The organism is Pseudomonas sp. Fl5BN2 (assembly GCF_009908205.1).
Taxonomy (GTDB): Bacteria; Pseudomonadota; Gammaproteobacteria; order Pseudomonadales; family Pseudomonadaceae; genus Aquipseudomonas.
This window is the reverse complement of the sequence record NZ_JAAARL010000032.1, coordinates 35017-58332: the sequence shown is the minus strand read 5'-3', so window position 1 is coordinate 58332 and position 23316 is coordinate 35017. Positions and strand designations below refer to the sequence as shown.

The 23316-nt window shown below is 63.7% G+C and carries 23 protein-coding genes, 1 tRNA gene and 2 pseudogenes; 6 read left to right on the top strand and 20 right to left on the bottom strand.

Translation table 11 applies throughout. From position 1 onward, the window contains the following. Window positions 1-43 precede the first annotated feature (43 nt). The gene (locus GV819_RS30405; protein ID WP_161759724.1) at window positions 44-499 is read left to right on the top strand and encodes a hypothetical protein; all 456 of its coding nucleotides are present in this window, start codon (window positions 44-46) and stop codon (window positions 497-499) included. 82 nt (window positions 500-581) lie between these two features. After that, window positions 582-953 carry a hypothetical protein gene (locus tag GV819_RS30400; RefSeq protein ID WP_161759723.1) on the top strand — a complete coding sequence of 124 codons (372 nt, stop codon included), beginning with the start codon at window positions 582-584 and terminating at the stop codon, window positions 951-953. Between the two features lie 41 nt (window positions 954-994). On the opposite strand, the pseudogene GV819_RS33910 reads toward GV819_RS30400, so the two are convergent. From GV819_RS33910 to GV819_RS30385, 4 genes and pseudogenes are all read right to left on the bottom strand, one after another. Then, a pseudogene (locus tag GV819_RS33910) lies at window positions 995-1534 on the bottom strand (methyl-accepting chemotaxis protein); the annotation flags it as partial. 582 nt (window positions 1535-2116) lie between these two features. Continuing rightward, window positions 2117-2755, bottom strand: a pseudogene (locus GV819_RS33905) (cache domain-containing protein); the annotation flags it as partial. Between the two features lie 375 nt (window positions 2756-3130). After that, window positions 3131-3346, bottom strand: a complete 216-nt coding sequence (locus GV819_RS30390; protein ID WP_161759722.1) for a tautomerase family protein — start codon at window positions 3344-3346, stop codon at window positions 3131-3133. Between the two features lie 19 nt (window positions 3347-3365). Continuing rightward, complete coding sequence (locus GV819_RS30385) at window positions 3366-4106, bottom strand: SDR family NAD(P)-dependent oxidoreductase (protein WP_161759721.1); 741 nt, start codon at window positions 4104-4106, stop codon at window positions 3366-3368. Window positions 4107-4230: 124 nt separating this feature from the next. Here GV819_RS30385 and GV819_RS30380 point away from each other — a divergent pair, with 124 nt between their 5' ends. Then, window positions 4231-5169 carry a LysR family transcriptional regulator gene (locus tag GV819_RS30380; protein ID WP_161759720.1) on the top strand — a complete coding sequence of 313 codons (939 nt, stop codon included), beginning with the start codon at window positions 4231-4233 and terminating at the stop codon, window positions 5167-5169. A 60-nt stretch (window positions 5170-5229) separates the two neighbouring features. Here the strand turns inward: GV819_RS30380 and GV819_RS30375 are convergent, their stop codons facing one another. The 10 genes from GV819_RS30375 to GV819_RS30330 all read right to left on the bottom strand — a co-directional run bounded on the left by GV819_RS30375 (window position 5230) and on the right by GV819_RS30330 (window position 15018). Then, window positions 5230-5646 carry a fascin domain-containing protein gene (locus tag GV819_RS30375; RefSeq protein ID WP_161759719.1) on the bottom strand — a complete coding sequence of 139 codons (417 nt, stop codon included), beginning with the start codon at window positions 5644-5646 and terminating at the stop codon, window positions 5230-5232. A gap of 348 nt (window positions 5647-5994) precedes the next feature. Then, on the bottom strand, window positions 5995-6288 hold the full coding sequence (locus tag GV819_RS30370; protein ID WP_161759718.1) for a DUF3144 domain-containing protein: 294 nt from the start codon (window positions 6286-6288) through the stop codon (window positions 5995-5997). A gap of 98 nt (window positions 6289-6386) precedes the next feature. Beyond that, window positions 6387-7514: a M50 family metallopeptidase gene (locus GV819_RS30365; protein WP_161759717.1), complete on the bottom strand. Its 1128-nt coding sequence runs from the start codon at window positions 7512-7514 to the stop codon at window positions 6387-6389. A gap of 123 nt (window positions 7515-7637) precedes the next feature. Next, complete coding sequence (rtcA, locus tag GV819_RS30360) at window positions 7638-8666, bottom strand: RNA 3'-terminal phosphate cyclase (RefSeq protein ID WP_161759716.1); 1029 nt, start codon at window positions 8664-8666, stop codon at window positions 7638-7640. A gap of 8 nt (window positions 8667-8674) precedes the next feature. Beyond that, window positions 8675-9463 carry a nucleotidyltransferase domain-containing protein gene (locus GV819_RS30355; RefSeq protein WP_161759715.1) on the bottom strand — a complete coding sequence of 263 codons (789 nt, stop codon included), beginning with the start codon at window positions 9461-9463 and terminating at the stop codon, window positions 8675-8677. Between the two features lie 14 nt (window positions 9464-9477). Continuing rightward, on the bottom strand, window positions 9478-10125 hold the full coding sequence (locus tag GV819_RS30350) for a hypothetical protein (protein ID WP_256667666.1): 648 nt from the start codon (window positions 10123-10125) through the stop codon (window positions 9478-9480). An 18-nt stretch (window positions 10126-10143) separates the two neighbouring features. Continuing rightward, window positions 10144-11487, bottom strand: a complete 1344-nt coding sequence (locus tag GV819_RS30345) for a PBS lyase (RefSeq protein WP_161759714.1) — start codon at window positions 11485-11487, stop codon at window positions 10144-10146. 4 nt (window positions 11488-11491) lie between these two features. After that, window positions 11492-12718, bottom strand: a complete 1227-nt coding sequence (locus tag GV819_RS30340; protein ID WP_161759713.1) for an RtcB family protein — start codon at window positions 12716-12718, stop codon at window positions 11492-11494. Between the two features lie 309 nt (window positions 12719-13027). Further along, window positions 13028-13171 (bottom strand) — tRNA-OTHER (locus GV819_RS30335). A gap of 296 nt (window positions 13172-13467) precedes the next feature. Beyond that, complete coding sequence (locus tag GV819_RS30330; protein ID WP_161759712.1) at window positions 13468-15018, bottom strand: RNA-binding protein; 1551 nt, start codon at window positions 15016-15018, stop codon at window positions 13468-13470. A gap of 204 nt (window positions 15019-15222) precedes the next feature. Between GV819_RS30330 and rtcR the strand changes: the two genes are divergently transcribed. After that, a complete protein-coding gene (rtcR, locus tag GV819_RS30325) occupies window positions 15223-16827 on the top strand; it encodes an RNA repair transcriptional activator RtcR (protein WP_161759711.1) in 1605 nt (534 codons plus the stop codon). Here rtcR and GV819_RS30320 read toward each other — a convergent pair. The 3 genes from GV819_RS30320 to GV819_RS30310 all read right to left on the bottom strand — a co-directional run bounded on the left by GV819_RS30320 (window position 16824) and on the right by GV819_RS30310 (window position 18131). After that, on the bottom strand, window positions 16824-17243 hold the full coding sequence (locus GV819_RS30320; RefSeq protein ID WP_161759710.1) for a PaaI family thioesterase: 420 nt from the start codon (window positions 17241-17243) through the stop codon (window positions 16824-16826). The genes rtcR and GV819_RS30320 overlap by 4 nt on opposite strands. An 87-nt stretch (window positions 17244-17330) precedes the next feature. Then, entirely contained in the window at window positions 17331-17561 is a 231-nt protein-coding gene (locus GV819_RS30315; RefSeq protein WP_161759709.1) for a helix-turn-helix domain-containing protein, read from the bottom strand. Between the two features lie 9 nt (window positions 17562-17570). Next, on the bottom strand, window positions 17571-18131 hold the full coding sequence (locus GV819_RS30310; RefSeq protein ID WP_161759708.1) for a DUF2975 domain-containing protein: 561 nt from the start codon (window positions 18129-18131) through the stop codon (window positions 17571-17573). Between the two features lie 364 nt (window positions 18132-18495). Here GV819_RS30310 and GV819_RS30305 point away from each other — a divergent pair, with 364 nt between their 5' ends. Then, window positions 18496-19305 carry a DUF4349 domain-containing protein gene (locus tag GV819_RS30305; protein WP_161759707.1) on the top strand — a complete coding sequence of 270 codons (810 nt, stop codon included), beginning with the start codon at window positions 18496-18498 and terminating at the stop codon, window positions 19303-19305. Window positions 19306-19364: 59 nt separating this feature from the next. On the opposite strand, the gene GV819_RS30300 is transcribed toward GV819_RS30305, so the two are convergent. Both GV819_RS30300 and GV819_RS30295 read right to left on the bottom strand, forming a co-directional pair. Further along, window positions 19365-20459 carry an aromatic ring-hydroxylating dioxygenase subunit alpha gene (locus tag GV819_RS30300; protein WP_161759706.1) on the bottom strand — a complete coding sequence of 365 codons (1095 nt, stop codon included), beginning with the start codon at window positions 20457-20459 and terminating at the stop codon, window positions 19365-19367. Between the two features lie 40 nt (window positions 20460-20499). After that, window positions 20500-21450 carry a PDR/VanB family oxidoreductase gene (locus GV819_RS30295; protein WP_161759705.1) on the bottom strand — a complete coding sequence of 317 codons (951 nt, stop codon included), beginning with the start codon at window positions 21448-21450 and terminating at the stop codon, window positions 20500-20502. Window positions 21451-21622: 172 nt separating this feature from the next. Here GV819_RS30295 and GV819_RS30290 point away from each other — a divergent pair, with 172 nt between their 5' ends. Further along, entirely contained in the window at window positions 21623-22390 is a 768-nt protein-coding gene (locus tag GV819_RS30290) for a helix-turn-helix domain-containing protein (protein ID WP_161759704.1), read from the top strand. Window positions 22391-22424: 34 nt separating this feature from the next. On the opposite strand, the gene GV819_RS30285 is transcribed toward GV819_RS30290, so the two are convergent. Next, window positions 22425-23021: an ATP phosphoribosyltransferase regulatory subunit gene (locus tag GV819_RS30285; RefSeq protein WP_161759703.1), complete on the bottom strand. Its 597-nt coding sequence runs from the start codon at window positions 23019-23021 to the stop codon at window positions 22425-22427. Between the last annotated feature and the right edge of the window lie 295 nt (window positions 23022-23316).

Below are 23316 nucleotides of genomic sequence, written 5' to 3'. Positions count from 1 at the left end.
GTAAAAAACCCGCCCTGCGCCATCGATCATCGAGAACATGTCCATGTCCACCCGCCCGCCGTTGACTCCATCCCTGACCCGCGCCCATCTACCCGCCGCCGCTGCGGTGCTCTGGGGGTTGCTGGTGGCCGCCGGGCGAGCCTCGAACTCCGGTGGCTACTTCTGGGAGAATTTCGCTTTTTACTGGTTGCCCCAGGCGCTGATCCTTGGCCTGTTGCTGTTGACCCGGCCGCCCCTGGCACTGTTCACCGGGGTCGCCCTGGCCCTGGCCGCACACTTGCAGTTGATGAGCCTGTGGATCTCCTCGCCGATCGATGTCATGGGTTGGCTGTTCTATCTGTTCGACTTTCCCGGGGCGCTGATCGGCACCCTGATTGCCCGCTACCAGGCGCGGCGGATGGCTCCGGGGCGATGGTTCAAGGGCTTTCTGTCGGGCTTTGCTTGGGTGGCCACGGGGCTGCTGATGAATTTCCTGCTAGTCATGTTCACTCAGCGCTGAGACTGAGCCATCAGCGCATGACCCCACCTCGCTGGCCGGCACCGATGCCCAGCCCGTCTCCACTGTCGCCAGGACACTGCCGATGTTTGTCATCCAGGCCGGTTCCACCCTGCAACTGCACGCCACCAGCTCCGAGTTCAACGCCCTGGCCCGAGCGATCCGCAAGAGCCGCCACGGAGGATCGACAGTGCTGGAACTGCAGCCGAATCACGGCGCCTTCAGTTCATTGCGACTGCACTGCTGCGGGCAACTGGCGAGCATCGGCAGCGAGCCGCAAGGCATCGTGCTGCGCTACGCCGAGTCGCTGAAAAATCGCTTGTACCCATACTTCTCGATGCCCGCCGAAACCGCGCCCGGTGCACTGTTCCTACTGAGCAAAGCGCAACACCAGGCACCGCCCCTGCTCAGTGAAGACTCGGCGGACCTGGTGTTGCATGTGCTTGGGAATCAATAGAGCGCCGCCCCCCGGACGGAGGGCGGCCAGGCCTGCCGGCCTCAGCTGTGCCCCTGGCTCAGGTGCGACAGGCGCCCGGACAGGGCCTGCATGGCCTCGCTGACCTTGTCCAGGGCCTGGGCGTCGCGGGCATTGTCTTCGCTGATGCCGTGGATCCGCACCGCCAACTCATTGATCTCCTGAGTCACGTGGCTCTGCTGCTGCGCCGCCACGGCGATCTGCTGCGCCCGCTGGGAGATATCGTCGAAGCTGGTCACGGTGCTGGACAGCGCGTCCGAAGCCCCGGAGGCCTCGCCCACCGCCTGGCGGGTCCGCGCCTCGCCGGCCTGGATCGCTTGCACCGCCTGGCGCGAGGCGTGCTGCAAATCGCCGATCATCCCGCTGATCTCGTTGGCCGAGGTCTGGGTGCGGCCGGCCAGGGTCCGCACTTCGTCCGCGACCACCGCAAAACCGCGGCCCTGCTCCCCGGCACGAGCCGCCTCGATGGCGGCGTTCAGTGCCAGCAGGTTGGTCTGCTCGGAGATTGCCTTGATCACGTCCAGCACCGCACCGACTTGTTGGCTGTCCTGCTCCAGGCGCTGGATCACTGCTGTTGCCTCGGCCATTTCCGTGGACAACTGCTGGATCGACTGGCTGTTGGCATTGACCTTCTGCTGGCCGTCCTGCACCACCAGCAGTGACTGGCGCGCGGTGTCGGCGCAGTTGTTGGTATTTTCCGCGACCTCCAGGGCACTGGAGGACATCTCGGTGATGGCCGTGGCCAGCTGAGTGTTTTCCTGGCGCTGCTGCTCGGCGCGCAGGGCCAGGGTGCTGCTCAGTTCCCCCAGGCGCCCGGCTTCACCGTGCAACTGCCGGGCTTCACTGGCGATTTTCTGCAGCATCTGCCGCAACTGCCCGGCATAGCGATTGACCGCCCCGCGCAAGGCGCCGATCTCGTCGGCCCGGGCCACATGCAGCTCGGCGTTGTCAGTGGCTTGGCCACGTCCCAGGGCGTCGATCTGCTGGGTGGTTTCCTCCAGCTGGGCGATCAGCTTGTGGCCGCCCAGCCAGGCAAAGAACAGCAGCAAGGCCAGTAACGGCAGGAGGAACAACAGGATCTCGGTGGTCATGGCCCGCGCCAGGCCGGTGACTTTCTGCTCCGGGGTCACCAGGCCGATGGTCCAGCCGCTGCCGGGCATGGAGAACAGGCTGACCCGCACCGCTTCCTGCAACCGGCCATCTTCCGCCAGGTCCAGGCTGCGCACCTGACCGGGGCGCGCCGCCGTCTTGGCCAGGGCCTCGGCCACCGGGCTCAACCAGGGCTGCTGCTTGCTCAAGGCCTCGAAGCTGAGCATCTGCGCCCCGCCGCTGGCCTGGGCATCCGGGAAGTACAGGACGTTACCGGACTGGTCCAGGGCAAAGGCATAACCGCCGGTGACCGAACCCTGCTCCTTGAGAAACCGTGCCAAGTCGTCCAGGCGCAGGTCGATGGTGGCGACCCCGGCAAAGGCGCCGTCCTGGCGATAGGGCACGCTGCAAGTGGTCATCGGCACCTGGGTCACCGGGTCCTGGTACGCCTCGGACCACAGGCAACGCCCCGGCACACTGCTGCTCGCGCCGGTGTACCAGGCTTCATGGTGATAACCGGCGCTGTCGGCGGCGTTGTAGTCATCGGAAAACGCCAGGGGCCCGGCATCGCTGCGGGCCCAGAAGAAACTGCGGCGCTCAACGCCGGGGGCGAAGGCATTGGGCTGCGGCCAGATCCCGCCGCCGGCAATCGCCTTGTCGCCTTCGTGGTCGATGACCTTGGGCAAGGTCGCCATGAACAGCGCCGGCTCCTTGGGCAGCCCCTCTACCAGATGGGCCATGCTCGCCGTCACGCCTTCGATGCCCGCCAACTGCAACGCCAGTTGACGGACGATGGCGCTGCCAGTCTGTTCGATCAATGCCGAGCTCGCCTCCACCACTCGGGGTTGTCCCCGCAAAGTCATCACGGCGAATACCGCCAACGCCGTGAACAGCAACAGCAGCACACTGCCGAGGGTCAAACGATGAGACAGACGAACCGGTAGCAAGGCCATGACGAACTCCATATCGATGGGCATTCAGAGGTTATCGACCACTGCTACGGTTCACTTGAGAAAAGAGTGACGCCGATCACGCCCTTGCGGATTCTGACCGGCGTCCGGCGGCAGCCTTCAACCCTGCCCGTCGCGCTCGCGCTGGCGAAGCGCAGTCACCGTCTCGCCGCCGACGCCCCAGTTGTCGGTCGGGATCTCCTCGATCACCACGAAGGTCGAGGCTGGAGGTTTGTTCAGCACCCGCTGCAGCAACTCGGTCACCCCCTCGATCAGGGCTCGCTTGTGTTCGGCGGTGACCCCTTCCTGGGTCACCTGGATCTTCACGTATGGCATGTTCTGCTCCTGCTTGCGTTTACCAGACACCGCTGGCGGAACCGCCGTCCACGGCCAGTACCGTACCGGTGACAAACGTCGAGTCGGTCAGGTACAGCACCGCCTCCACCACATCCTGCGCCGAACCGATGCGGCCGGTCGGAGCCAGGGTCTTGAGCCCCTCCCGGGCCTGCTCGTCGACCTGGTGCAGCGGCGTATCGATGATCCCTGGGGCCACCCCGTTGACCATTACCTGGGAGGCAGCCAGTTCCAGCGCCAGGGCGCGAACTGCCTGGTTCAGGCCGCCCTTGACCAGCACCGGCAACAGCGCCGGCACCTTGGTGTTGGCTTGCAGGGCGATCGACGCGGTGATCGCGACAATGTGCCCGGTGCCCCGGGCCGCCATGTGCCGGGCCGCCGCCTGGGCCGGGTAGAAGAAGCCCTTGAGGTTGGTGCTGACAATGGCATCGAAGTCCTCCTCGGTGTAGTCGCCCACCGGCTTGGGAATGAAGATCCCGGCGTTGCTGATCAGGATGTCGACCTGGCCGAAACTCGCCAGAGCCTCATCGAAAAGGCGTTGGGTGGTCTGCGACTGACCGATGTCGCCGGCCACCAGCCGCAGGTTCGACGGATTGCCCAGGCGTGCGGCGGCTTGCTCCAGGCGTGCCAGGCTGCGCCCGTTGCCGAGCACATTGTCGCCACGCTTGAGATAGGCCTCGGCAATGGCGAAGCCCAGGCCGCTGGAGGCACCGGTGACGATGACGGTACGAGGTGTGTTCATGTGCTTGCTCCCGTTGATCGAGCCGGTGGCCCGTGATGTGGAGCGACTTTAAATAACAATCAATGATTGAAAAATAAGGCGCACAGCACTTCAATTGATACCCAATGTAATTAATGAGCACGCCATGAGCCGGCACTTCGACGATCTTCAACTGGGCAGCATCGAGCTGTTCTGCCTGGCCGCGGAAACCGCCAGCTTTACCGCTGCGGCCGCCGCGGCCGGGGTCACGCCGGCCGCGGTCAGCCGGGCCATCGGCCGCCTGGAGGAACGGCTCGGCGTACGCCTGTTCGTGCGTACCACCCGGCAGATGCGTCTCAGCGAGGCCGGCCGTGCCTACTACCAGGAATGTCGCCAGGCCCTGACCCAACTGGTGGAGGCCGAGCGCCAGGTCAGCGGCAACCAGAGCGTGGCCTCCGGCCTGTTGCGCATCAGCCTGCCGACGCCCTACGCCTATTTCCGCCTGATGCCCTGGCTGCCGCTGTTCCACCAGCACTATCCCCAGGTGCAGATCGACCTGCACGTGAGCAACCGCAATATCGATTTCGCCGAAGACGGCTACGACCTGGCGATTCGCGGTCGCGAAGCAGCGGATTCCAACCTGATTGCCCGGCGCCTGGAAGACGCCGAACTGGTGGTGGTGGCGACCCCCGACTACCTGAAACGCGTCGGCGTCCCGGACAACCTCGAGGCCCTGGCTGGGCACCAGTGCATCCAGTTCGCGCTGCCCAGCACCGGACGCAAGGTGCCCTGGGCCTTCCGGGTGAATGGCAAGCCAGTGGAGCTGGACACCTGCGGCAGCTTCACCTGCCTTGAAGATTTCCTGGCCACCGTGATGCTGGCCAAAAGCGGCGCCGGGTTGATGCAGGCTTATCGTTTCAGTGTGCAGAAGGAGCTGGACCGCGGCGAACTGGTGGAGGTGCTGCAGGCCTTCGGCGGCCGCACGCGGCCGTTCATCCTGCTCTACCCCGAGGCTCGACATGTGCCGCAGCGGGTGCGGGTGTTCATCGACTTTCTGTTGCAGCAGAGCCAGGGGACTTCTCGAGCACTGCAACCGCCTGCTTGAGCGGACCGTTCAAGCCACAGAGTCATTGCCCCTGCGGCTTGATACTTCAGCGAGACAACCTCAGCCCTCCAGTACCAGCAGGAACTGGCTGTAGCGATCGATGGCGTCCTTGGACAACTGCAGTCCGGTATCGCCCATGCGGGACATCCACTTGCCGTTGTCACCGCGCAGGGAAATCTGCCCGCTGGCGTTGTCGATGGCGTAGGTGAACTGGCAGTACTGATCGATGCTGTCCTTGGACAGCTCAAGCCCCGTCGCGCCCATCCGCGACATGAACTTGCCGGTGTCGCCCTGCAGTGCGAGTTTCTTGTCGCCGCCGATCTGTATCAGCACCACCTTGAACTTGCTGTACTGATCGATGGCCCCCTTGGAGAGTTCGAGGCCGGTGGCGCCCATCCGCGACATGTAGTTGCCCGAATCGCCGCGCAGCGAGATGACACTGCCGTTGTCGATATTGCGTTGTGGTATGACGATCATGATTGGCACTCCTTGTTGATTGGCTGTGTTCCTGGCTCCTGCGGGAGCTGCGGCGACCACCCGCCGGGCCTCCCGCAGGAAGGCTCGACGGCGCTGGACTGCCTGCCGCAGGCGCAGTGTAGTCAAGCCATTGGCCGCTCTCAGGACGTGGCAAAGACAACAGGACCAACGGTTGAGGTGGTGGTGGCGGGCTCAGATCAAAGCGCTATTCAAGGCCGAAAACAGGCCACTCTCGGCGATTAAAACCGGGGGCTTTCGAGCCTGCACAGGGTCGGCCATCGGGTGCCGGAACAGCATCCCGGGCGCAAGACCCGGGGCCGTTCGAAGGAAGGGGGTGACGCGACTCTTTCAGTCCTGCTTGTGACCCATGTACAGGTCGAAATTCTCGACATAGTCGGTGAGGTTCTCTTCCAGCATCAGGCGAAACTCCTCGACGAAATACTCCACCGCCTGCTGCTTGGCCGCGGCCAGCTCCTCGACATTGCGGCAACCGCAAGCGCTGACCCAGGCACTGAAGCGCGCGTTGGCGTACATCAGTGAGGCACTGGCCTTGCCCCGGCTGCTGTCGGCGATATGGGTGTTTGCCAATTCGATGATGGCGTCGGCACGGTTGTAGAAATCCTGATCCGTTTCATTGGCCACGGAGCGTTCCTCTTGCTGGCTGGGAAAATAAAGCGCCGGAGTATAAGAGGTTTGCGCCCGCAAGGCCGATGGTTTTCCACCAGCCGCCCGCAAGGCTCTCAGGCGGGGCTGCTAGATGCCAGCGGCAGGGCCCGTAGGTACTGCGCCAACAGCACTTCGCTGGGATGATGCGCGCGCACCACGCTGTTTTCCGCGGCTTGCAATGCTCGTTGCAGGTGGACTTCGCCCTGTTGCCGGTCACCCTGCAGGAAAGCCCGCAGGGCCTCGCAGCGCGGGCGCAGCCAAGGGGCAAACCAGTCAAGATCGCGGTCCGTCCAGTCGCCCCACAGGCAACTGGCATCCTGTTGCAGGCAGGCACGGGCAAAACCCAGCTCGATGCGCAGCAAAGTGATCAGGGTGCTCATCCCGGTCAGTGACTGCGCATGGGTTTGCAGCACCGCCTCCAGCTCCTGCTCCAGTTGCAGCGCCGCCTGCCAGTCACCCTGGTTCAACCGCGCAGCGAAGCGATAGTCGATGGCGAGCAAAGGCTGGGGCATCGGGCCTTGGGCCAGCAGGGCAATGTCGGCGGCCGGCAGCTGCTCGCCGGGTACCCCGGCCACGGTCAGCCCGAGCAGGCGCATCGGCGCCAGTTCATCACTCTGCTCGTTGCGCTGGCGCCACCAGGCAATCAGCAATGCCCCGTCACTGGCATGCCCACTCAGGGTCGGCAGCAGATTGGCCAAGCCCATGCTCAGGTTGACCACGGCAAACGCCAGGGCCACGGCAGCTACCAGGCCAGGGGTAAGCGCTACGAGCGCCAGGCACGCCAGGCTCACCAACAGATTGAGCAAGGGGCCCATCGCGACCATCCACAGCATCTGCCGGCGCATCGAACACAGGGGATTGATCACGGACAGCACCAAACCGCCCAGCCGGCGGCCCTTGAGCTGCGGCGACCAGCGCGCTTGCCAGCCTCGACGCTGTACCTGGACCTCCACGGCCGCGACCCGCATCAGCAGCACCGGCATCGCATTGAGCCTGGCGCCCAGGTAGTGGCCGCCTTCATGCACCACCACAGCCGCTATCACCAACCCAAAGGCCAGGATCATCGACAGAAATGGCTCCAGATCGGAGCGCAGGTGCAGGCCCAGAATCAGCGCCGCGCCCAACCAGCCCGCCAGGCCCAGGACCGCCTGCAAGCCGCGTATCAGGGTGTTCAGGGCGCCGAGCCCCTTGTTGCTGTGCATCACGGCCTTCCTTGGATGTACGACTGTTGGTGCGGGCGCGCAGACTGCCAGTTTCCACCCTTCTCGTTCAACCCGCTGGAGCAGATAAAGCTGTCGAGCCGCAGGTTCCGAGGAGCCCAGCGCTCAGCCCAGTGGCCGGCATTCGACCTGCAATAGCTTGTCGCCAAGGGACTGGCAGTCGATGCGCACCGGCAGGAAAGCCTCGATCACCGCGATATTGCTTTGCAGGTGCTCGGTCATGCGCACGGTGGTGAAGCGGCCTCCGCCGGCCAGGGCCATGGGCAACAGCAATTGGTCGGCCAGGTGCTCCGCCACCGCGGCATCGGAATCCAACCAGTCACGGGCCTGATCGATGGCCAGGTCCGCGACTTTCTCGGCCCGCAGGCTGTTCTGCCCGAAAGCGCTGAACAGCTCGGTCAGGTGCTCGAAGACAAACTCCAGCAGCAAGACATTGCCCGGGCCGTATTGCTCGTCCAACTGCACCGGGCTCAGGTGTTCCCAGGGCAGGTCCAGGCGGTTGCCGACCCGGCGCAACTCGCGTTCCGCCACATGCTCGGGCAGACCGGCACTGAGGGCCCAGGCCCGGCGTCCGAGCAGCGCACCGCGCTGCTCAAGGTGCAGAGGCTGCAGGGTCGAGGGCTGGATAAACGCCTCCAGCTCGCCGCCGCCGGCCGGGACGAATCCATGACGCAACAGTTGCAGCTCCACCCGCCCACCCATGCGCCGCAACTGCGGCAGCCAGGCCTGCTGGAGAAAGTCCACCGGTGGCGCCAGCGGGTTGTGGGTGCCGCCGCTGATACTGACGCGGCTCGGTTCAGGCGCGTGCAGCAAAGCCGGCAGCAAGGTCTGCAACACCAGGGTGCAGCTGCCGGCGGTACCGATGGCGAAGCGGTAGTCACCGCCACGAATCGGCCCCGGCTCGAAGGTCAGGGCCTGGGAGCCGAGCTCGACTCCCGAGGTGCTGGCGCCGCAGACCTCGGCCGCTGCCTGCACCGCCGTCAGGTGCTGACGCATCAGCCCCGGGCGGCTGCGCTTGGCCCGTATGTTGACGATCCGCAGGGTCTTGCCGGTGAGCATCGACAGGCTCAGGGCGCTGCGCAGTACCTGGCCGCCGCCGATGGCGCCGTCCAGTTCGATTACATCCTGTTTCATCACATTCCTTAGGCGTAGTGGTGGACGGTTGCTCTCAAGTAGTCGTCCAGCACCGCGTTGTCTTGATGGGTGCGCGCAAGCTTCGGCACCGGGAGTTCCAGCTCGGCGGCGATAAAGGCGTGCAGCGCCTGGCGCCGCGGTCCGTAAGCGGACTCGTCGGCACTGCGCTTGAGCGCCAGCAACTCATCCACTTCATCCAGCAGTGGCTGATCGTCGACCGTGCTCAGTAGATCAGCGAAGGTCATCGGCGGTCGGCCGCGACCTTGATCGATCCAGCGCACCGCCAATAAAGGTCGGAGCACGTAGAAGTATTTCTTGAGCCGCACGCTCTCGCCTTGCAGGTAACCGCGAAAGTTCTTCTTGGCCATCGACAGATAATGATTACGCGCCGCCGGCGGGCTGTAGAACGCTTGCGCCAACTCCCGCAGCCGCGCGGCCGCCGCGGGTTCACTGCGATACACCAGGGGTGAATCCAGCCATTCCAGCAGGGTCGGGTTGGACTTGCGCAACAGCCCGAGGGTCTTGCGCAACTCCCAGCCGCTGATGTCCAGTTCATCGTCCAGCGGGCGTTCGATCACGTCGCGCGCGGCATCCACCTGGATGAACCACTCGGGTTTTTCCACATAGACAAAGCGCACATCGTAGTCACTGTCGGTGGAGGCAAAGCCCCAGGCGCGGCTGCCCGACTCGCAGGCATACAGCACCGTTACATTGCGTTCGCGCTCGATGCGCGCCAATTCTTCCAGCACCCGTTCGCGCATGGCGCGACTCAGGGGGTGACGCTCTACCGCTTCCATTGTCAATATCCTGTTCAATCCGTGGCACTGGCCATCAATACCGCAAGAGTCCGGCGCTCGGGGTTCCAGATGCTCAAGCACCAGACGCCCCACCACTCCAGGCCCTCATCAAAATAATCGCTCCAGGGCGGTATTTCCGGGCCCACGCGGGCCTCGGTCACCCACTCCAGTTCCAGATTGCTCACCCAGTCGATCACCACCGGCCCGGCCTCGGGCTCCAGCCCCAGCAGCGCCAGCCATTGCTGGAAGATCGCCTCGGGGCACTCACCCTTCTCGGCAAACTGCGTGCCGTAAGGCGGATCGCTGAAGGCCGGGTACAACGCCAGGGAGTCGCCCGCAGGCTTGATCAGGGTCAACTGGCGAATTTGCTCGGCATCCAGTTCCCGGGGCTGGGCCCGCTCCACCTCCCAGCGCATCGGCTCACCGTCGCCGATATCGGCATGACACGGGTCTTCGCGCATTCGCCGTAAGGCATCGCGGCGCTCTTGCTGCAACTGCCGGTACAACACGCTCAGTGCCTGGCGATGCAGCTCGAGGTCCACACTGGCCTGTGGGGCCACGGCCAGCACGACGAATTCGAAGACGCAGAACGCCTCTTTCATCTGCCGGCGCAAGGCCTGACCCTGTTCATTCTCGATCGGTACCAGCAGGGCTGATTGCATGACAAATCTCTCCTTGCGTCACAACAGGCGCGTCAACGAGCCTGCAGGTAATTCACCGGTTTCTTCCAGGGCTTTCACCCGTTGCACCAAGGCCTCGCGCAGCGGCTTGGGGGTCACCGGATCGAACATTCCGTAGCGCGAATCGCACCAGCTCCCCAGGGCATCGCGCCAATAAGCGCGCTCATCCGTCGCCTGCCCCAGGCGCCACAGCAGGTATTCCAGTTGCCGCCAACTGGGCTTGAGGGCCAGCAGGGCCCAGCGCCGCGCCTTCGGCAGGTCATGCCAGTGCAGGTCCAGGCGCTGTTCCAGGGCTTCGTCGAACACCGCCCAGGACTGCTGGCGCAACAGGCCCAGGGCGCAGTCGAAGACCTTGTCCGAGGGGTCGTCCAGGGCCGTCAATTGCTCGGCCATGCCGCGCTCGCCAAGGCTTTGCAGGGCCAGCAGACGCACCTTGGGCGCCGGCGACAGCAGTGCCTGTCGCACCATGGCATCGCCCGCTGACTCCTGCAGTTCGTTGATCAGGCTGAGCAAGCCCAGCCAGCCACGCTTGTTCCGCGGTGCCGGTTGCTGCAACCGATCCAGCAGCACTTGCCGCGGGTCCAGCTGGTGACGCGGCGCTGCCCAATGGGCCAGGCAGCGCAAGGCTCCCGAAGGGTCGAGCAAGGCCTGGCGCAGATACTCCCGAGGGTCGGCCAGCAACGGCAACAGCAGCCGCAGGGCCTTGACCCGGACACTGGCGCCGCCATGGCGCATCACCTCTTCCAGCAACGGCAGCGACTGCTCTGGCGCCAGTTCCCCACAGGCATCCACGGCCATCTGCCGAACGCTGACCTCAGGGTGCCGCAAGGCCAGGGTCAGCAACGCCGCCCGGTCGGCCACACCTTCCAGCAACAGCTCGAAGACAAAGCGCGCGGCCTTGCCCCGACACGTGCCAAAGGCGCCTTCAACCTCAGCGCTCACCTGGGCCATCTGCAGCACCGAGCGGGCCCGTGCCAGGGTTGTGCCGTGGTCCGCCCGCTGCTTGCTCGCCAGGGCCAGCAGCGGCGCCAGGGTCTGCAACAGCAGCCCGGCATGTTCCGGCGCCAGGTAGGCCTCGACCGCCGCGGCCGCCTCCTGACGCACCTGGGGCACCCAGTCGTTGAGGCGTTCCAGCAAGGCCGCCAGGGCCTCGGCCGAAGGCTGCGCGGCCAGGCCGCGCACGGCGGCCTGACGCACGAAACCGTTGCCAAAGCGGCTCAGTTCCAGCCAGGCGCGGTGCCTGTCCAATGCTTCCATCACCTCCCGCACGCGGCGGGCTTCGTAGTCGCTCAGCTGGTAGTGCCAGCTGAGCGGGACCGGTATCAAGGCTTCCATGTCGTCCATTGTTCTACCCCTTTACGCACACCACCTGACGCAAGGTGTGCAGCACTTCCACCAGCTCGCGCTGGGCGTGCATGACTTGGTCGATGTCCTTGTAGGCCATCGGGATTTCATCGATCACTGCTTCATCCTTGCGGCATTCCACATGGGCCGTGGCGCGGATCTGGTCGGCCAGGGTAAAGGTGTTCTTGGCCTTGGTCCGGCTCATCACCCGCCCTGCGCCGTGGCTGCAGGAGCAGAACGCCTCTTCGTTACCCAACCCGCGAACGATGAAGCTCTTGGCCCCCATCGACCCCGGGATGATCCCCAGCTCGCCCTTCTTCGCCGACACCGCGCCCTTGCGGGTCACCAGCACCTCTTCACCGAAGTGGCGCTCTTTCTGCACGTAGTTGTGGTGGCAGTTCACCGCCTCCAGCGCCACTTCGAACGGCTTGCTGATCACCTTGCGGGTGGCCTGGATCACCAGTTGCATCATCAGCTCGCGGTTGTGCCGGGCAAAATCCTGGGCCCAGGCTACGGCTTCGACGTAATCATCGAAGTGCTGGCTGCCTTCCTCGAAGTAGGCCAGGTCACGGTCCGGCAGGTTGGCCAGGTGCTGACGCATATCCGCCTGGGCCAGGTGAATGAACAGGTTGCCGATGGCGTTACCTACGCCACGGGACCCGCTGTGCAGCATAAACCAGACCCGGTTGGCTTCATCCAGGCAGACCTCGATGAAGTGGTTCCCGCCACCCAGGGTTCCCAGGTGCTGGCGATTGTTGCTGTTGGCCAGCGCCGGGTACTTATCGGTGATCGCCTTGAACCGTGGCTGCAAGGCCGCCCAGGCCAGGTCGGTCTGCTGCGGTACATCGCCCCAGGCGCCCTTATCGCGACCGCTACGGGGTGAAGTACGACCATGGGGCACCGCCTGCTCGATGGCGCTGCGCAACCCGGCCAGGTTATCCGGCAGGTCCGAGGCGGTCAGCGAAGTGCGTGCGGCAATCATCCCGCAGCCGATATCCACCCCCACCGCCGCCGGAATGATCGCGCCCACGGTGGGGATCACGCTGCCGATGGTCGAACCCTTACCCAGGTGCACATCGGGCATCACTGCCAGGTGCTTGAAGATGAACGGCATCTTCGCGGTGTTCATCAATTGCTGGCGGGCTTCGCTTTCCACGGGTACGCCCTGGGTCCACATCTTGATCGGCTTGCCGTTGGCCACTTCCAGCAGTTGGTAGGTCTTGTGTTCCATATGCTTGACTCTTCTTCCTGTGGCCGGCGATCCGGCCTGATTCTGTTCCATACAGGTGCCTGGGGCGCCTGAGGTTATACGGTATGCCGGAGCGCTGTCCGGCATTCTACGGCGACAAAAAGTGGTGAAACATGCAGCGCGCTCTGCCACTGAGCTAGCCCCTTGCGGTTGGCGGGAATCGAACCCGCGACCACGCTGTCCTGTAGTTCCACCGGCATTCGCCGGGTCAATCAGTAATGGTTGCAGGCCAGGCCCGCGGGCAGCGACAAGGGAACAGGCACATTTGCTCTACCGACTGAGCTACAGCCTGGCGGCTGGCGGGGTTCGAACCCGCGACACGATGTAGTACCTGTGGCATTCGCTGCCAACCCGCTGACGCGGGGTAAAACGCTGCGACGACAAGGGTCGATGAAACAGTGCGTTCGTGTTCTGACCGTTGAACCACAGTGCCGCTTTCCAGCACCGGCGGGAGTCGAACCCGCACCTCGAACCTGAGATGTAGTTCCATCAGCATTCGTCGCAAAAACCGCTGAACAAAAAAGCTGGCACGACAAGAGGAGTGACTGATAGCCGGAATCGAACCGGCATAACCATGATGTACAGCCACTGGCATTCGTGCCCTCACGGGCCCTGACAAAATCTGCTGAGACGTCTTTGGATGTAGTCACAGCGGCATTCAGGGCCAATGATCAAGAAATCTTTGGCGTGCGCCGGGTCAGCGGCGCACGGTTTATCTCATTTATTGCCGATCAGGGCGCCAGCGCCTCGATCGCCTTCACCCAGTGCTGCGCACCGTAGTGGCCCGCGGTGAACTGCTCGATCACATCGAACACCGCGTCACTGAACCCCCCGACGTTGAGGATGTCCTCGCGGTCCGGCGCCTGGGTACTGGCCCCGGGCTGCATATCGATGCACACCAGCCGCGCCTGCGGGTTGATGGCCTTGATCCGCTCCCACTGACGCAGGGTTTCAGTCGCCCCATGGCGCCGCGCATCGATCCACGACTCGTTGTCCGAGACCAGGATCAAGGTGTCCACCTTGGCCCGGGTCATGGCCAGTTGCGCCAGGGGCGCCGAGCAGTTGGTGCCGCCACCACCGATGGCCGCCAGCTTCTGCGCATTGCTCATCACGCTGTCCCGAGGGTTGAGGCGGATATTCACCACCCCCCGCTCGAACGGCATGACCCGCGCCTCTGGCTGCTTGCGCAACACCGCTGCCGCCACCAGTGCCGCCACATCGATGCAACGCACCGCCGTGGTGGCGCCCTGGCGATAACCGGTGACCGGGCTGTGCATCGACCCCGAGACATCCGGGCACACCACCACCGCGCCTTGCAGCGTCGGCACGTTGGCCAGCGACAGCTCCAAGGCATCCTGCAACGCCTCGCGGACCTGCTGCGGCACCTCCTCTCCCGCCATGCGGTACGCCGCCAGCAACTGGTACGGGTAGACCCGGGCCTTGGCCACTTCGGCAGCATCCGCCAGCCGCGCCGCCACATACTCGGTGCAACCCGGCACCTGGAACGCGCCATGGCGGGCCAGGGTGTTGAGGTTCATGCGCAGCCCCTGCCAGCCCATGTTGCGCGCCTGCTCTGCCCATTGCTCGCGGCTCAGGGTTTCGTTGCCGAGCAACTGGAACGGCACCTGTGGCACTTGGCTGGTCGCACCGCTGCGAAAAGCCAGCAAGGCGCGGGTCAGCTCCGGCAGCGCCTGCACATCCACCGGCTTGCCGATCAACCAGGCAAAGAAGGCTTCGCGCCAGGCATCGCTTGGCTTGGGGTGAACCATCTTCACCACGTCCGCCAACGAGGGCTGGTTACCCACCGAGGCCTGCAACAACTGACGCTCGGTGGCGTTGTTCAACCAGTTCTGCACCAGGCGCTTGGGCTGCGAACCCAGGGACTTGCGGCCGGTCACCCCGCTGCGCAGGATCTGCACGAAGTTGCGCAGCATCTTGCCGTTGTCCACGACTTGGGCGAACAGCTCCGGCACCAGGGCCGAGCGTTGCGCCGTCAGCGCCGCCAGCAACAGCGCCGGCATGTCTTTCATATGGCCTTGCTGCCGAGCGTAACGGGCCGCCTGGGCGACAAAGCGGCTGTCGAGCTCGCTGACCAATTGCAGCACCGCATCCAGCTGACCTTCAGGCGAGGTGTAGAAGGTCGAGTTCAGGCAACCGGTCACGGCCAGCTGGGCCAGGCGGTGCTTGGCGTTGTAGGCATAAGCCGGCGCCTTGGAAGCATTCAGCGTGTCGCTGGCTGAAGCACTTGCCTGTTGGGTATTGAACAGCTGGATGTTGGCCATCTTGGCGTCTCGCTCTGTTGTCTTGTTCGTTGCCAGATACATTGCAGACGCTGTGCCAGGTTTTGTTTTTAGCTAAATATATTTTTCAACTTATTGATTTTAAAGGTTTTTAATTTTTAATCGGCTTTTAGAAAACCAACAGCGCGACAAACACTTCGATAATTTTATATCCTTGCTTATCGCTATTTATCTTCAGGTATAAACATGTCGAGCAAGCCCACGGTCGCCATCGGTTTTGTCGGTGCCACCCTCGATCGCGTCGGCAAGGGCGCCAACCGCTGGAGCCACTGGCGGCCCAGCGTCGGCCTGTGCCAGCAGCAGGACGTGCTGATCCACCGGCTGGAGCTGATCCACGGCATCGATGCCCGGGACATCAGCCTGGCCGGGCGCATCGCCGATGACGTGCGCCAGGTGTCGCCGGAGACCGAGGTGCGCCTGCACCCCATGGGCCTGAACAACCCCTGGGATTTCGAGGAGGTGTACGGCGCCCTGCACGACTTCACCAGCGCCTACCCGTTCGACACCGAGCGCGAGGACTACCTGGTACACATCACCACCGGCACCCACGTGGCGCAGATCTGCTGGTTCCTGCTGACCGAGGCACGCTACCTGCCGGCGCGGCTGATCCAGACTTCGCCGGCGCGGCGCCGTGACCCGGGGGAACACGCCACCGGCACCCATGCAATGATCGACCTCGACCTGTCGCGCTACGACCGCATCGCCTCGCGCTTCGCCCACAAGCGCCTGGAAGGCCTGGCCTTCCTCAAGTCGGGGATCGCCACCCGCAACCCGGCCTTCAACCGCTCCATCGAGCAGATCGAGCGCGTGGCCGTACGCTCCAAGGCGCCGATGCTGCTGATCGGCCCCACCGGCGCCGGCAAGTCGTTCCTGGCGCGGCGCATCTATGAACTCAAACGCAGCCGGCATCAGGTACAGGGGCGCTTTGTCGAGGTCAACTGCGCCACCCTGCGCGGCGACGGCGCCATGTCGGCGTTGTTCGGCCATATCAAGGGCGCCTTCACCGGCGCGCAGAATGCCCGGGACGGCCTGTTGCGGGCAGCGGACGGCGGCATGCTGTTCCTCGACGAGATCGGCGAGCTGGGACTGGACGAACAGGCAATGCTGCTCAAGGCCGTCGAGGAGAAACGCTTCTTCCCCATGGGCTCGGACAAGGAAGTGGACAGCGATTTCCTGATCATCGCCGGCACCCACCGCGACCTGCGCGGGCGGGTCGCCCAGGGCCTGTTCCGCGAAGACCTGTATGCCCGGATCAACCTCTGGACCTTCGACCTGCCGGGGCTCGCCGGGCGCCGTGAAGACATCGAGCCGAACATCGATTTCGAGCTGGAGCGCCATGCCCGCGAGCAAGGGCAACTGGTGCGTTTCAACCTGGAAGCCCGACGTCGTTACCTGGCCTTTGCCAGCTCCGGCGAAGCGGCGTGGCTGGGCAACTTTCGCGAACTGTCGGCGTCCATCACCCGCATGGCGACCCTGGCCGACAGCGGGCGCATCGACCAGGCCCAGGCCGAGGAAGAGATCCAGCGCCTGCGCCACGCCTGGGGCCTGGAGAACGAAGAGGACGAACTGCAGGCACTACTGGGCGACGAGGTGGAACTGGACCTGTTCGACCGCCTGCAGCTCAAGTCGGTGATTGCCGAATGCCGTCGCGCCGACAGCCTGTCGGATGCCGGGCGCCGGCTGTTCGGCGTGTCACGCCTGGGCAAGGCCAACCCCAACGACGCCGACCGCCTGCGCAAATACCTGGCGCGTTTCGGCCTGGACTGGAAGCAGATCACCCCCGGCGACTAATCCCGCGGTGCCGGCACCGCGAACACCCCGCTGGCCCGCGCCACCTCACGTTCGCCGACCCGCAGCAGCACCGTGGCAAAGGCCATCTGCCGACCGCGCTTGGCATGCTCCAGGCGCACCTCGATCCAATCCCCTACCTGCACCGCACCCAGGTAGTCGAGGGTCATGCTGGCAGTGATCAAGGGCAGCGGCGGATCGCTGGAAAACGCCATGGCATACCCCATGCCGATGTCCGCCAGGGTGGCGATGATGCCGCCATGCACCGTGCCCCGGCCGTTGGCATGCCGGGTGTCGGCACGCAGACCGAGGCACAGCTCGCGGCCACTGCCGCGACCATAGACCGGGCCGATCAGCTCCAGCAGCGGACTGCTGCGGGGCAAGGGACTGAAACCCTGGGGGATAGTCGCTTCACTCATGGTGTTTTCCTTGAAAAAGGTAGTCCGATGGGTAGTCACCAACGCCAGCCTCCAGAGCCCTCCAGCCAGCAGCTCGCAATGAGGCAACTAAACAGTGTCGGTCAAAACGTAGGGTTGCGGTTGATACACCAACAGGTCACCAGGCTGGCAGCTTAGATGGCGACAAATCGCTTCAAGGGTGCTGAGGCGCACCCCCTTGACCTTGCCTTGCTTCAACAAGGACAGATTTTGTTCGTTGATGCCAATCGCTGCTGCAAGGTCTTTTGATTTCACCTTTCGCTTCGCCAGCATCACATCCAACTCAATAATGATTGTCATGAAGTGACCTTACACAAAAGTTTGATTTTCAGAGTCGACTTCACTCGCATGCACCAAGATCCGGGCTATCACAGCAATGCATCCGGCAAGGAAAAGAGCGACGAAATCGGCAGGCGTGAAGCTGACGGTAAAAATATGCTCGCCGGGTGGCGCATGCAGGGTGACCAGAATGCTCAGTAGCGGCGTGCATATAAAACCTGAAACCACCCAAAGCACGACCCCGCGCCCCACTTTCCCCAAATGAACGGCAGCGCTACTGGAAAAATACTCGCCACGGGCATATCCCTGAAACAGGCGACGAAGGTGATTCAAGCCACTGGCCAAGGCAACCAAAGGCACACTGGAGACCAGAATCGCCCCTAATACTTGCCACCATGCAAGCATTTCAATTTTTACCGCAAGCTGGTTGAGCATCATTCCGCTTAGTGAAAATCCCACCCCCAATCCATCGCTTGACCCCAGTATCGGAAAGACCCACAGCGCGGCATTGAAAACCAGCATGCACGTAATGAACACCAGCGTTAGAACAGCCATACGCTGGCTAAATTGAGCGAGAGGGTTAAGGGACATCGGCTTGCCTCATGAATGATTGAGGCGCAGACAATACAAATAAAATTATCGTGTAGCAATAATTTTTATACGCAAATCACTAATTAATTTCTTATTAAGCCAATCTTCGTTGCAGAGCAACCTTAGACAGGGACGACGACCTTGTTGGCTGTGTTCATCAGCTGTGGGCCAGCCCTATCGGCTGGGTGACGATGCGCCTAAGCCGATTACGAACGGCCGCATCGCTGCGAGCGATCTTGCGCAACGAAGTGCCTGGGCAGTATTTGGCTTTCATGCACCACAACAAGATCGTAGCCACTCCGAGAAGAGCGCTAAGATGCGCGCCTGCGCCCTAGTCGCAGTTTCAAGCATTCAAGGAGCCCCCATGCAACATCAGGACGATCACCCTTCCATCCCACGCCGACTGGCCTTTGCCCTGCTGGGCGCCCTGGCCCTCAGCGCCTGCTCTCCCAGTGATCACAACAGCTCCGCGGTGGCCCTCGGTGGTGCCCAGGGCAAGGCCGGCGCCCTGCTGGCCTACGAGCATGAACTGCGCCTGTCGCTGCCGGCCGCACAGATCGGCCCGCGCCTGGAGCAAACCCGCGAAGCCTGTGAAAGCGCCAAGTTCGGCGCCTGCAACATCCTGCGCCTGGAACAGGGCCCCTACAGCGCCCAGGTGATCCTGCGCATTGCCCCCGAAGGGGTCGAGCCCATCGTCGGCCTGGCATCCGAAGGCGCCCAGGTCGGTGAACGCATCACCAGCGCCGAAGACCTGGCCGACGCCGTGGCCGATGTGCAGCGCCAGCAGCAACGGCTCAAGGGCCAGCAACAACGCCTGGATGAACTGGCGGCACGCAAGGACATCAGCGTCAGCGACCTGATTGCCCTGAGCAAGGAGCAGGCGGGAATCGAGAACGACCTGCAAGCCCTGGCCCAGACGGCTGCCGGACACCAGCGCCGCCTGGACACCAACCGCCTGACCCTGAACTTCCTGCCCAGTGACGGCGCAGAACGCGGTTCAAGCCTCAAGCGCGCCTTCAGCGACCTGCCGAACAACCTGGCCGACGGCACTGCCGCAGCCCTGGAGAAAGGCAGCCATGCCCTGCCCTTCTTGATCATGGCCTTCCCCCTGGCGCTGCTGTGGGTCTGGCTGTGGCGCAAGTTCGTGCGTCGCCCTGCGCCACGCAATCACTGACACCGGGCATGCCGGTGCCCTGCCTCTTGGGAGTGGACAAGGGCACTGGCAAACACCGTTCAGCCGGCCTGACGCTCAGCCTCGGCACGCCGTTTCAGGTACATGCGTGTAGCCACGGCTGGCGCGTCGCTGGCCACGGAGATTTCATAATGATGCTCATCCTGAGCATCCAGCGCGGCCTCCAGCGCCCCTAGCCCCTCGACATCCTCATTGAACGCCGCGAACAGCTGCTCATGCATGAACTGCCCCAGGGCCTGGTCGTGCCGGGCAAAGTCGCGCCCGTGGACAATGAAGTAGTGCAGGCTGCCGGTGGTTTCCGGGGTGAGGATATGCGCCGTGCGGATATTGAACTGTTCACGCTGCGCGGCCGGCAAGGCACTGTCGTAGAAGCTCACACTGACCTGGTGCAGGCCGGGCGAGAGGAACTCCGACGTGGCGATCCGCGCCGCCGTGGCGCATTGCCCAAGCCCTGTGGTCTGGCCCCATACCGGCGCCAGGGTGGTCGGCACCACCTCACGGATCAGGCGGTAATGCCCTTCCTTGAGATCGAGCTTGTAAGGCGCACTGGCATAGTCGGGAGTGCCAATGGTGTTGGCATGCAGGAAACTCAGGTGGGTCAGGTCCATGAGGTTTTCGTGCAAGCTGACATAGTTGCCCGGGTGGTGGAAATAACCACTGGTGCAGGCCCACTCCGCGGCGTCGATCCAGGCCAGCGGCGGAATCTGCGTGGTGTCGGCCCGTTCGGCGTCGCCCAGCCAGATCCACAGCAATGGCCCCTGGCTCAGCAACGGGTAGCGACGCACGCCGATACCGCGCGGGCAGGTCTTTTGCGACGGCACCTCGACCAGATCACCGGCCGCGTCATAACGAAAGCCGTGGTAGCCACAGACAATGCTGTCACCGTCCAGCTGACTGCGTGACAGTGGAAACGAACGGTGGGCGCAGCGATCCTCCAGCGCCACCGCGTCACCGGCCAGGGTGCGGAACAGCACCACCCGGCGATCCAGCAGGCGCCGAGCCAGCAAGTGGCGACCGACCTCATGAGTGAACGCCGCGACGTACCACTCGTTGTAGATAAAGGGCGTATCGCGATTGGCCATCGGCTCGTTGGCCTTGCGCGCATGGGTGATCAATTGCGGGGTAGGCAGGGACATGGCAGCTTCCTCTTCAAAGGACGGGTGGCAACGCGGCGGCTCACAGGTCCAGCTCCAGCGTGGCACTTGAAGTACGCGAGACGCAGACCATCAGGCTGCGGCCCGCGGCCTTTTCGGCATCGGAAAGAATCAGATCACGGTGCTCCGGCACCCCGGCGCACACGGTGGTTTCGCAGCTGCCGCAGATACCCGAGCGGCAGGCAAACGGCACCTGAATGCCGTGCGCCTCCAGGGTCTCGAGAATGCTCTGCGACGGCGGCACCCACAGGCTCAGACCCTGGCGCCGCAGCACCAGGTTGAACCCCTGCTCCCCTGCCACGCTCACTGGCGCAGCGCTGAAGCGTTCGAAATGCAGGCGTTCAGTCAAGGCCCCTGCCTGCGCCTGCAGCGCGTCGAGCAAAGAGGCAGGTCCGCAGCCATAGAGGTGCTCGCCGTCGCGCAAGGAGTTCAACAGTTGGCCGGGGTCCAGGCGTCCCCCGGGCTCATCGCTGAAGTGCCAGCTCACCCGCTCGCTGGCCAGTTCGCGCAGGACTTCATAAAACGCTGCGCGATGCTGATTGCGCGCGCAGTAGATCAGCCGCCAGTCCCTGCCTTGGGCCTGGCACCAGCGCGCCATGGAAAGGATCGGCGTAATGCCAATGCCAGCGGCCAGCAGACAGTAACGCTCAAGGTCCTGATCCAGCGCGAAACCATTACGTGGCGCACTGCAGGCCAGGGTGTCGCCTACCCGCAGTTGCTGGTGCAGATACCGCGAACCGCCTCGGGTATCCGGCGCCAGGCCGACCGCAAGCACATAGCGGTGACGCTCGGCTGGATCGTTGAGCAGCGAATAGTGACGCAGGCCGTGACCGTCCAGGAGGATTTCCAGATGGGCGCCAGCGGTAAAAGGCGGCAATGGCCGACCGTCGATGGCTGCCAACTCGATCTGCATCACGTCCCTGGCTTGAGCCGAGTACCCGGTGACGCGCAGGCGTAAAGGATGAAGGTTCATGGCAGTCCTGATCAGCGGGATAGGCGCCAGATTACGATCGCCTGCCACAAACCACTGTCCCCCACGAGGTGGACAGGCCACGGGATCGACTGCACACTGCCAGACACTCGTTAACAGGTTAACCATTGGTTGATCTTCCAGACCCAGAACAACAATAACCAGCCGTGATGCCATGATCAGCCCAAGCCCCCAGCAGGCTTCAGCCTTGCCAATGGAACTCGAGCATTTCAGCCAACTGGCCTGCACCCTGGGAACCCAGGCGTTTCCCAGCGCGCTGCTGAGCTGCCTCAGCCAATGGGCCAACTGCCAACATTTCTCCTTGCTGCGCATCAGCGACAACCGGGCGCAATTGCTCCTGGCCGGCACTCGGCACCACGACGCCGGCCTGGTGATGCGCTGTGGGCAGGCGTATGTCGAGCGCTACCATCGTCACGACCCATTGTTCGAATCACTTCGGCAGATGCCCGGGCAAATGGGCCATCTACGGGCCCAGGACATCCGCTTCACCCCTTACAGGGAAAGCATCTATCTACGCCACGGTATCAGCGAACGGCTGTCCAGCCTGTACCTCGACGAGCAAGACCGGCCAACCCTGTTCAACCTCTACCGGCACCATGACCAGGGCACTTTCAGCGATCACGAACTGCACATGTGCGAAGCCCTCAACCCCGCCCTGCTGCAATTGCTACGCAGCCACCTGGCCCTGAGCGAGCAGCTGCGAACCCGGGACCAGCGACACCGACTGCTCGCACACTGCCCCGGCCTGACGCCCCAGGAGATCGAGATCTGCACCCGCCTGCTGCTGGGCATGACGCATGCAGGTATCGCCGCCGACCTGGGGCTCAAGGAAAGCACGGTAAAGACCTATCGCAACCGGGCTTTCGAACGGCTCGGGATCAACTTTCGCAGCCAGCTGTTTGCCCTGTTCCTCGGCGGCTGACTGCGCCAGGCCAGTGGCGTAGAGCCAGGCCTGCTCATTGCCGCGGCATGAGCCAGAGGCCCTGGGCTTCCAGCGCCAGCAGCAGGCGTTCCAGGCCGATGCCGAAGCCGGCGCCCTGGCGATAAGCCCCCGCCCCCACCACTTGCTGCTGCGCCCCCAGGCTCGGACACCGCACCTCGAAACCTTCGCCATTGAGGTAATAGGTCAGACCGCGCTTGACCCCAAGATTGAGCTCATAGGCCAAGCCCAGAGAATCCAGAAAACCCACGCACAATGCGCGAGCGGACTCCAGCGCCTGCTCGGGATCGGGGCCGAGTATCTCCAGGCCCAATTGGGTGAATTCACGGTAGCGGCCCGCTTGCGGACGCTCGTAGCGGTAGCAGCGCGCCACGTAGAAAAAGCTCGCCTGCCGGCGCCCGGCCAGCAGTGCGTCGGCGCTTTCCTGAAACAGCGCCGTAGCTTCCGGAATCAGGCAGCAAGGGCGGCCGGCCTTGTCGTTGAAGGCCCACATCTGGCCAATCACTTCGCTGCCGCCGGCCTTGTCGATAAACGTGTCCAGGCCCCACAGCGCCGGGACTATGACTTCTTCAGCAGCCGCTTCGATGAAGCCAGCTCCGAAACCTTCCTTCAAGGATACGCAGGGCAGCGGCTTGTTCGCCGGTGATCATTCGGGTGCCACGGAGCATGGTCATGGGTATTTCCTCTGGGTATTTGACAGGCAATAAAAAAGGCGCCCTGCAGGGCGCCTTGGTGGTATCTCAACGGTCAGTGATTGCGGGAGCGGATCACTGACGGCTCGATGCGCATACGCGACCACGGCCCCTGGGATGAGGTCCGGTGATGATGGAGACGAGTACGGCAGCGGGAAAAAATCATCGCGCATCCTGACATGCCGTCGCGATCACTGACAAGCCCGGCGGCTCGCC

Coding starts and splice junctions, on each gene's coding strand:
- GV819_RS30355 (WP_161759715.1), bottom strand. CDS start 9,463: ATGGAAGCGGTAGAGCGTCACCCCCTGAGTCGCGCCATGCGCGAACGG.
- GV819_RS30315 (WP_161759709.1), bottom strand. CDS start 17,561: ATGACAATCATTATTGAGTTGGATGTGATGCTGGCGAAGCGAAAGGTG.
- GV819_RS30330 (WP_161759712.1), bottom strand. CDS start 15,018: ATGGCCAACATCCAGCTGTTCAATACCCAACAGGCAAGTGCTTCAGCC.
- GV819_RS30310 (WP_161759708.1), bottom strand. CDS start 18,131: ATGTCCCTTAACCCTCTCGCTCAATTTAGCCAGCGTATGGCTGTTCTA.
- GV819_RS30375 (WP_161759719.1), bottom strand. CDS start 5,646: ATGATCGTCATACCACAACGCAATATCGACAACGGCAGTGTCATCTCG.
- GV819_RS30320 (WP_161759710.1), bottom strand. CDS start 17,243: ATGAGTGAAGCGACTATCCCCCAGGGTTTCAGTCCCTTGCCCCGCAGC.
- GV819_RS30300 (WP_161759706.1), bottom strand. CDS start 20,459: ATGTCCCTGCCTACCCCGCAATTGATCACCCATGCGCGCAAGGCCAAC.
- GV819_RS30385 (WP_161759721.1), bottom strand. CDS start 4,106: ATGAACACACCTCGTACCGTCATCGTCACCGGTGCCTCCAGCGGCCTG.
- GV819_RS30400 (WP_161759723.1), top strand. CDS start 582: ATGTTTGTCATCCAGGCCGGTTCCACCCTGCAACTGCACGCCACCAGC.
- GV819_RS30380 (WP_161759720.1), top strand. CDS start 4,231: ATGAGCCGGCACTTCGACGATCTTCAACTGGGCAGCATCGAGCTGTTC.
- GV819_RS30390 (WP_161759722.1), bottom strand. CDS start 3,346: ATGCCATACGTGAAGATCCAGGTGACCCAGGAAGGGGTCACCGCCGAA.
- rtcR (WP_161759711.1), top strand. CDS start 15,223: ATGTCGAGCAAGCCCACGGTCGCCATCGGTTTTGTCGGTGCCACCCTC.
- GV819_RS30305 (WP_161759707.1), top strand. CDS start 18,496: ATGCAACATCAGGACGATCACCCTTCCATCCCACGCCGACTGGCCTTT.
- rtcA (WP_161759716.1), bottom strand. CDS start 8,666: ATGAAACAGGATGTAATCGAACTGGACGGCGCCATCGGCGGCGGCCAG.
- GV819_RS30340 (WP_161759713.1), bottom strand. CDS start 12,718: ATGGAACACAAGACCTACCAACTGCTGGAAGTGGCCAACGGCAAGCCG.
- GV819_RS30295 (WP_161759705.1), bottom strand. CDS start 21,450: ATGAACCTTCATCCTTTACGCCTGCGCGTCACCGGGTACTCGGCTCAA.
- GV819_RS30350 (WP_256667666.1), bottom strand. CDS start 10,125: ATGCAATCAGCCCTGCTGGTACCGATCGAGAATGAACAGGGTCAGGCC.
- GV819_RS30290 (WP_161759704.1), top strand. CDS start 21,623: ATGATCAGCCCAAGCCCCCAGCAGGCTTCAGCCTTGCCAATGGAACTC.
- GV819_RS30365 (WP_161759717.1), bottom strand. CDS start 7,514: ATGCACAGCAACAAGGGGCTCGGCGCCCTGAACACCCTGATACGCGGC.
- GV819_RS30405 (WP_161759724.1), top strand. CDS start 44: ATGTCCACCCGCCCGCCGTTGACTCCATCCCTGACCCGCGCCCATCTA.
- GV819_RS30345 (WP_161759714.1), bottom strand. CDS start 11,487: ATGGACGACATGGAAGCCTTGATACCGGTCCCGCTCAGCTGGCACTAC.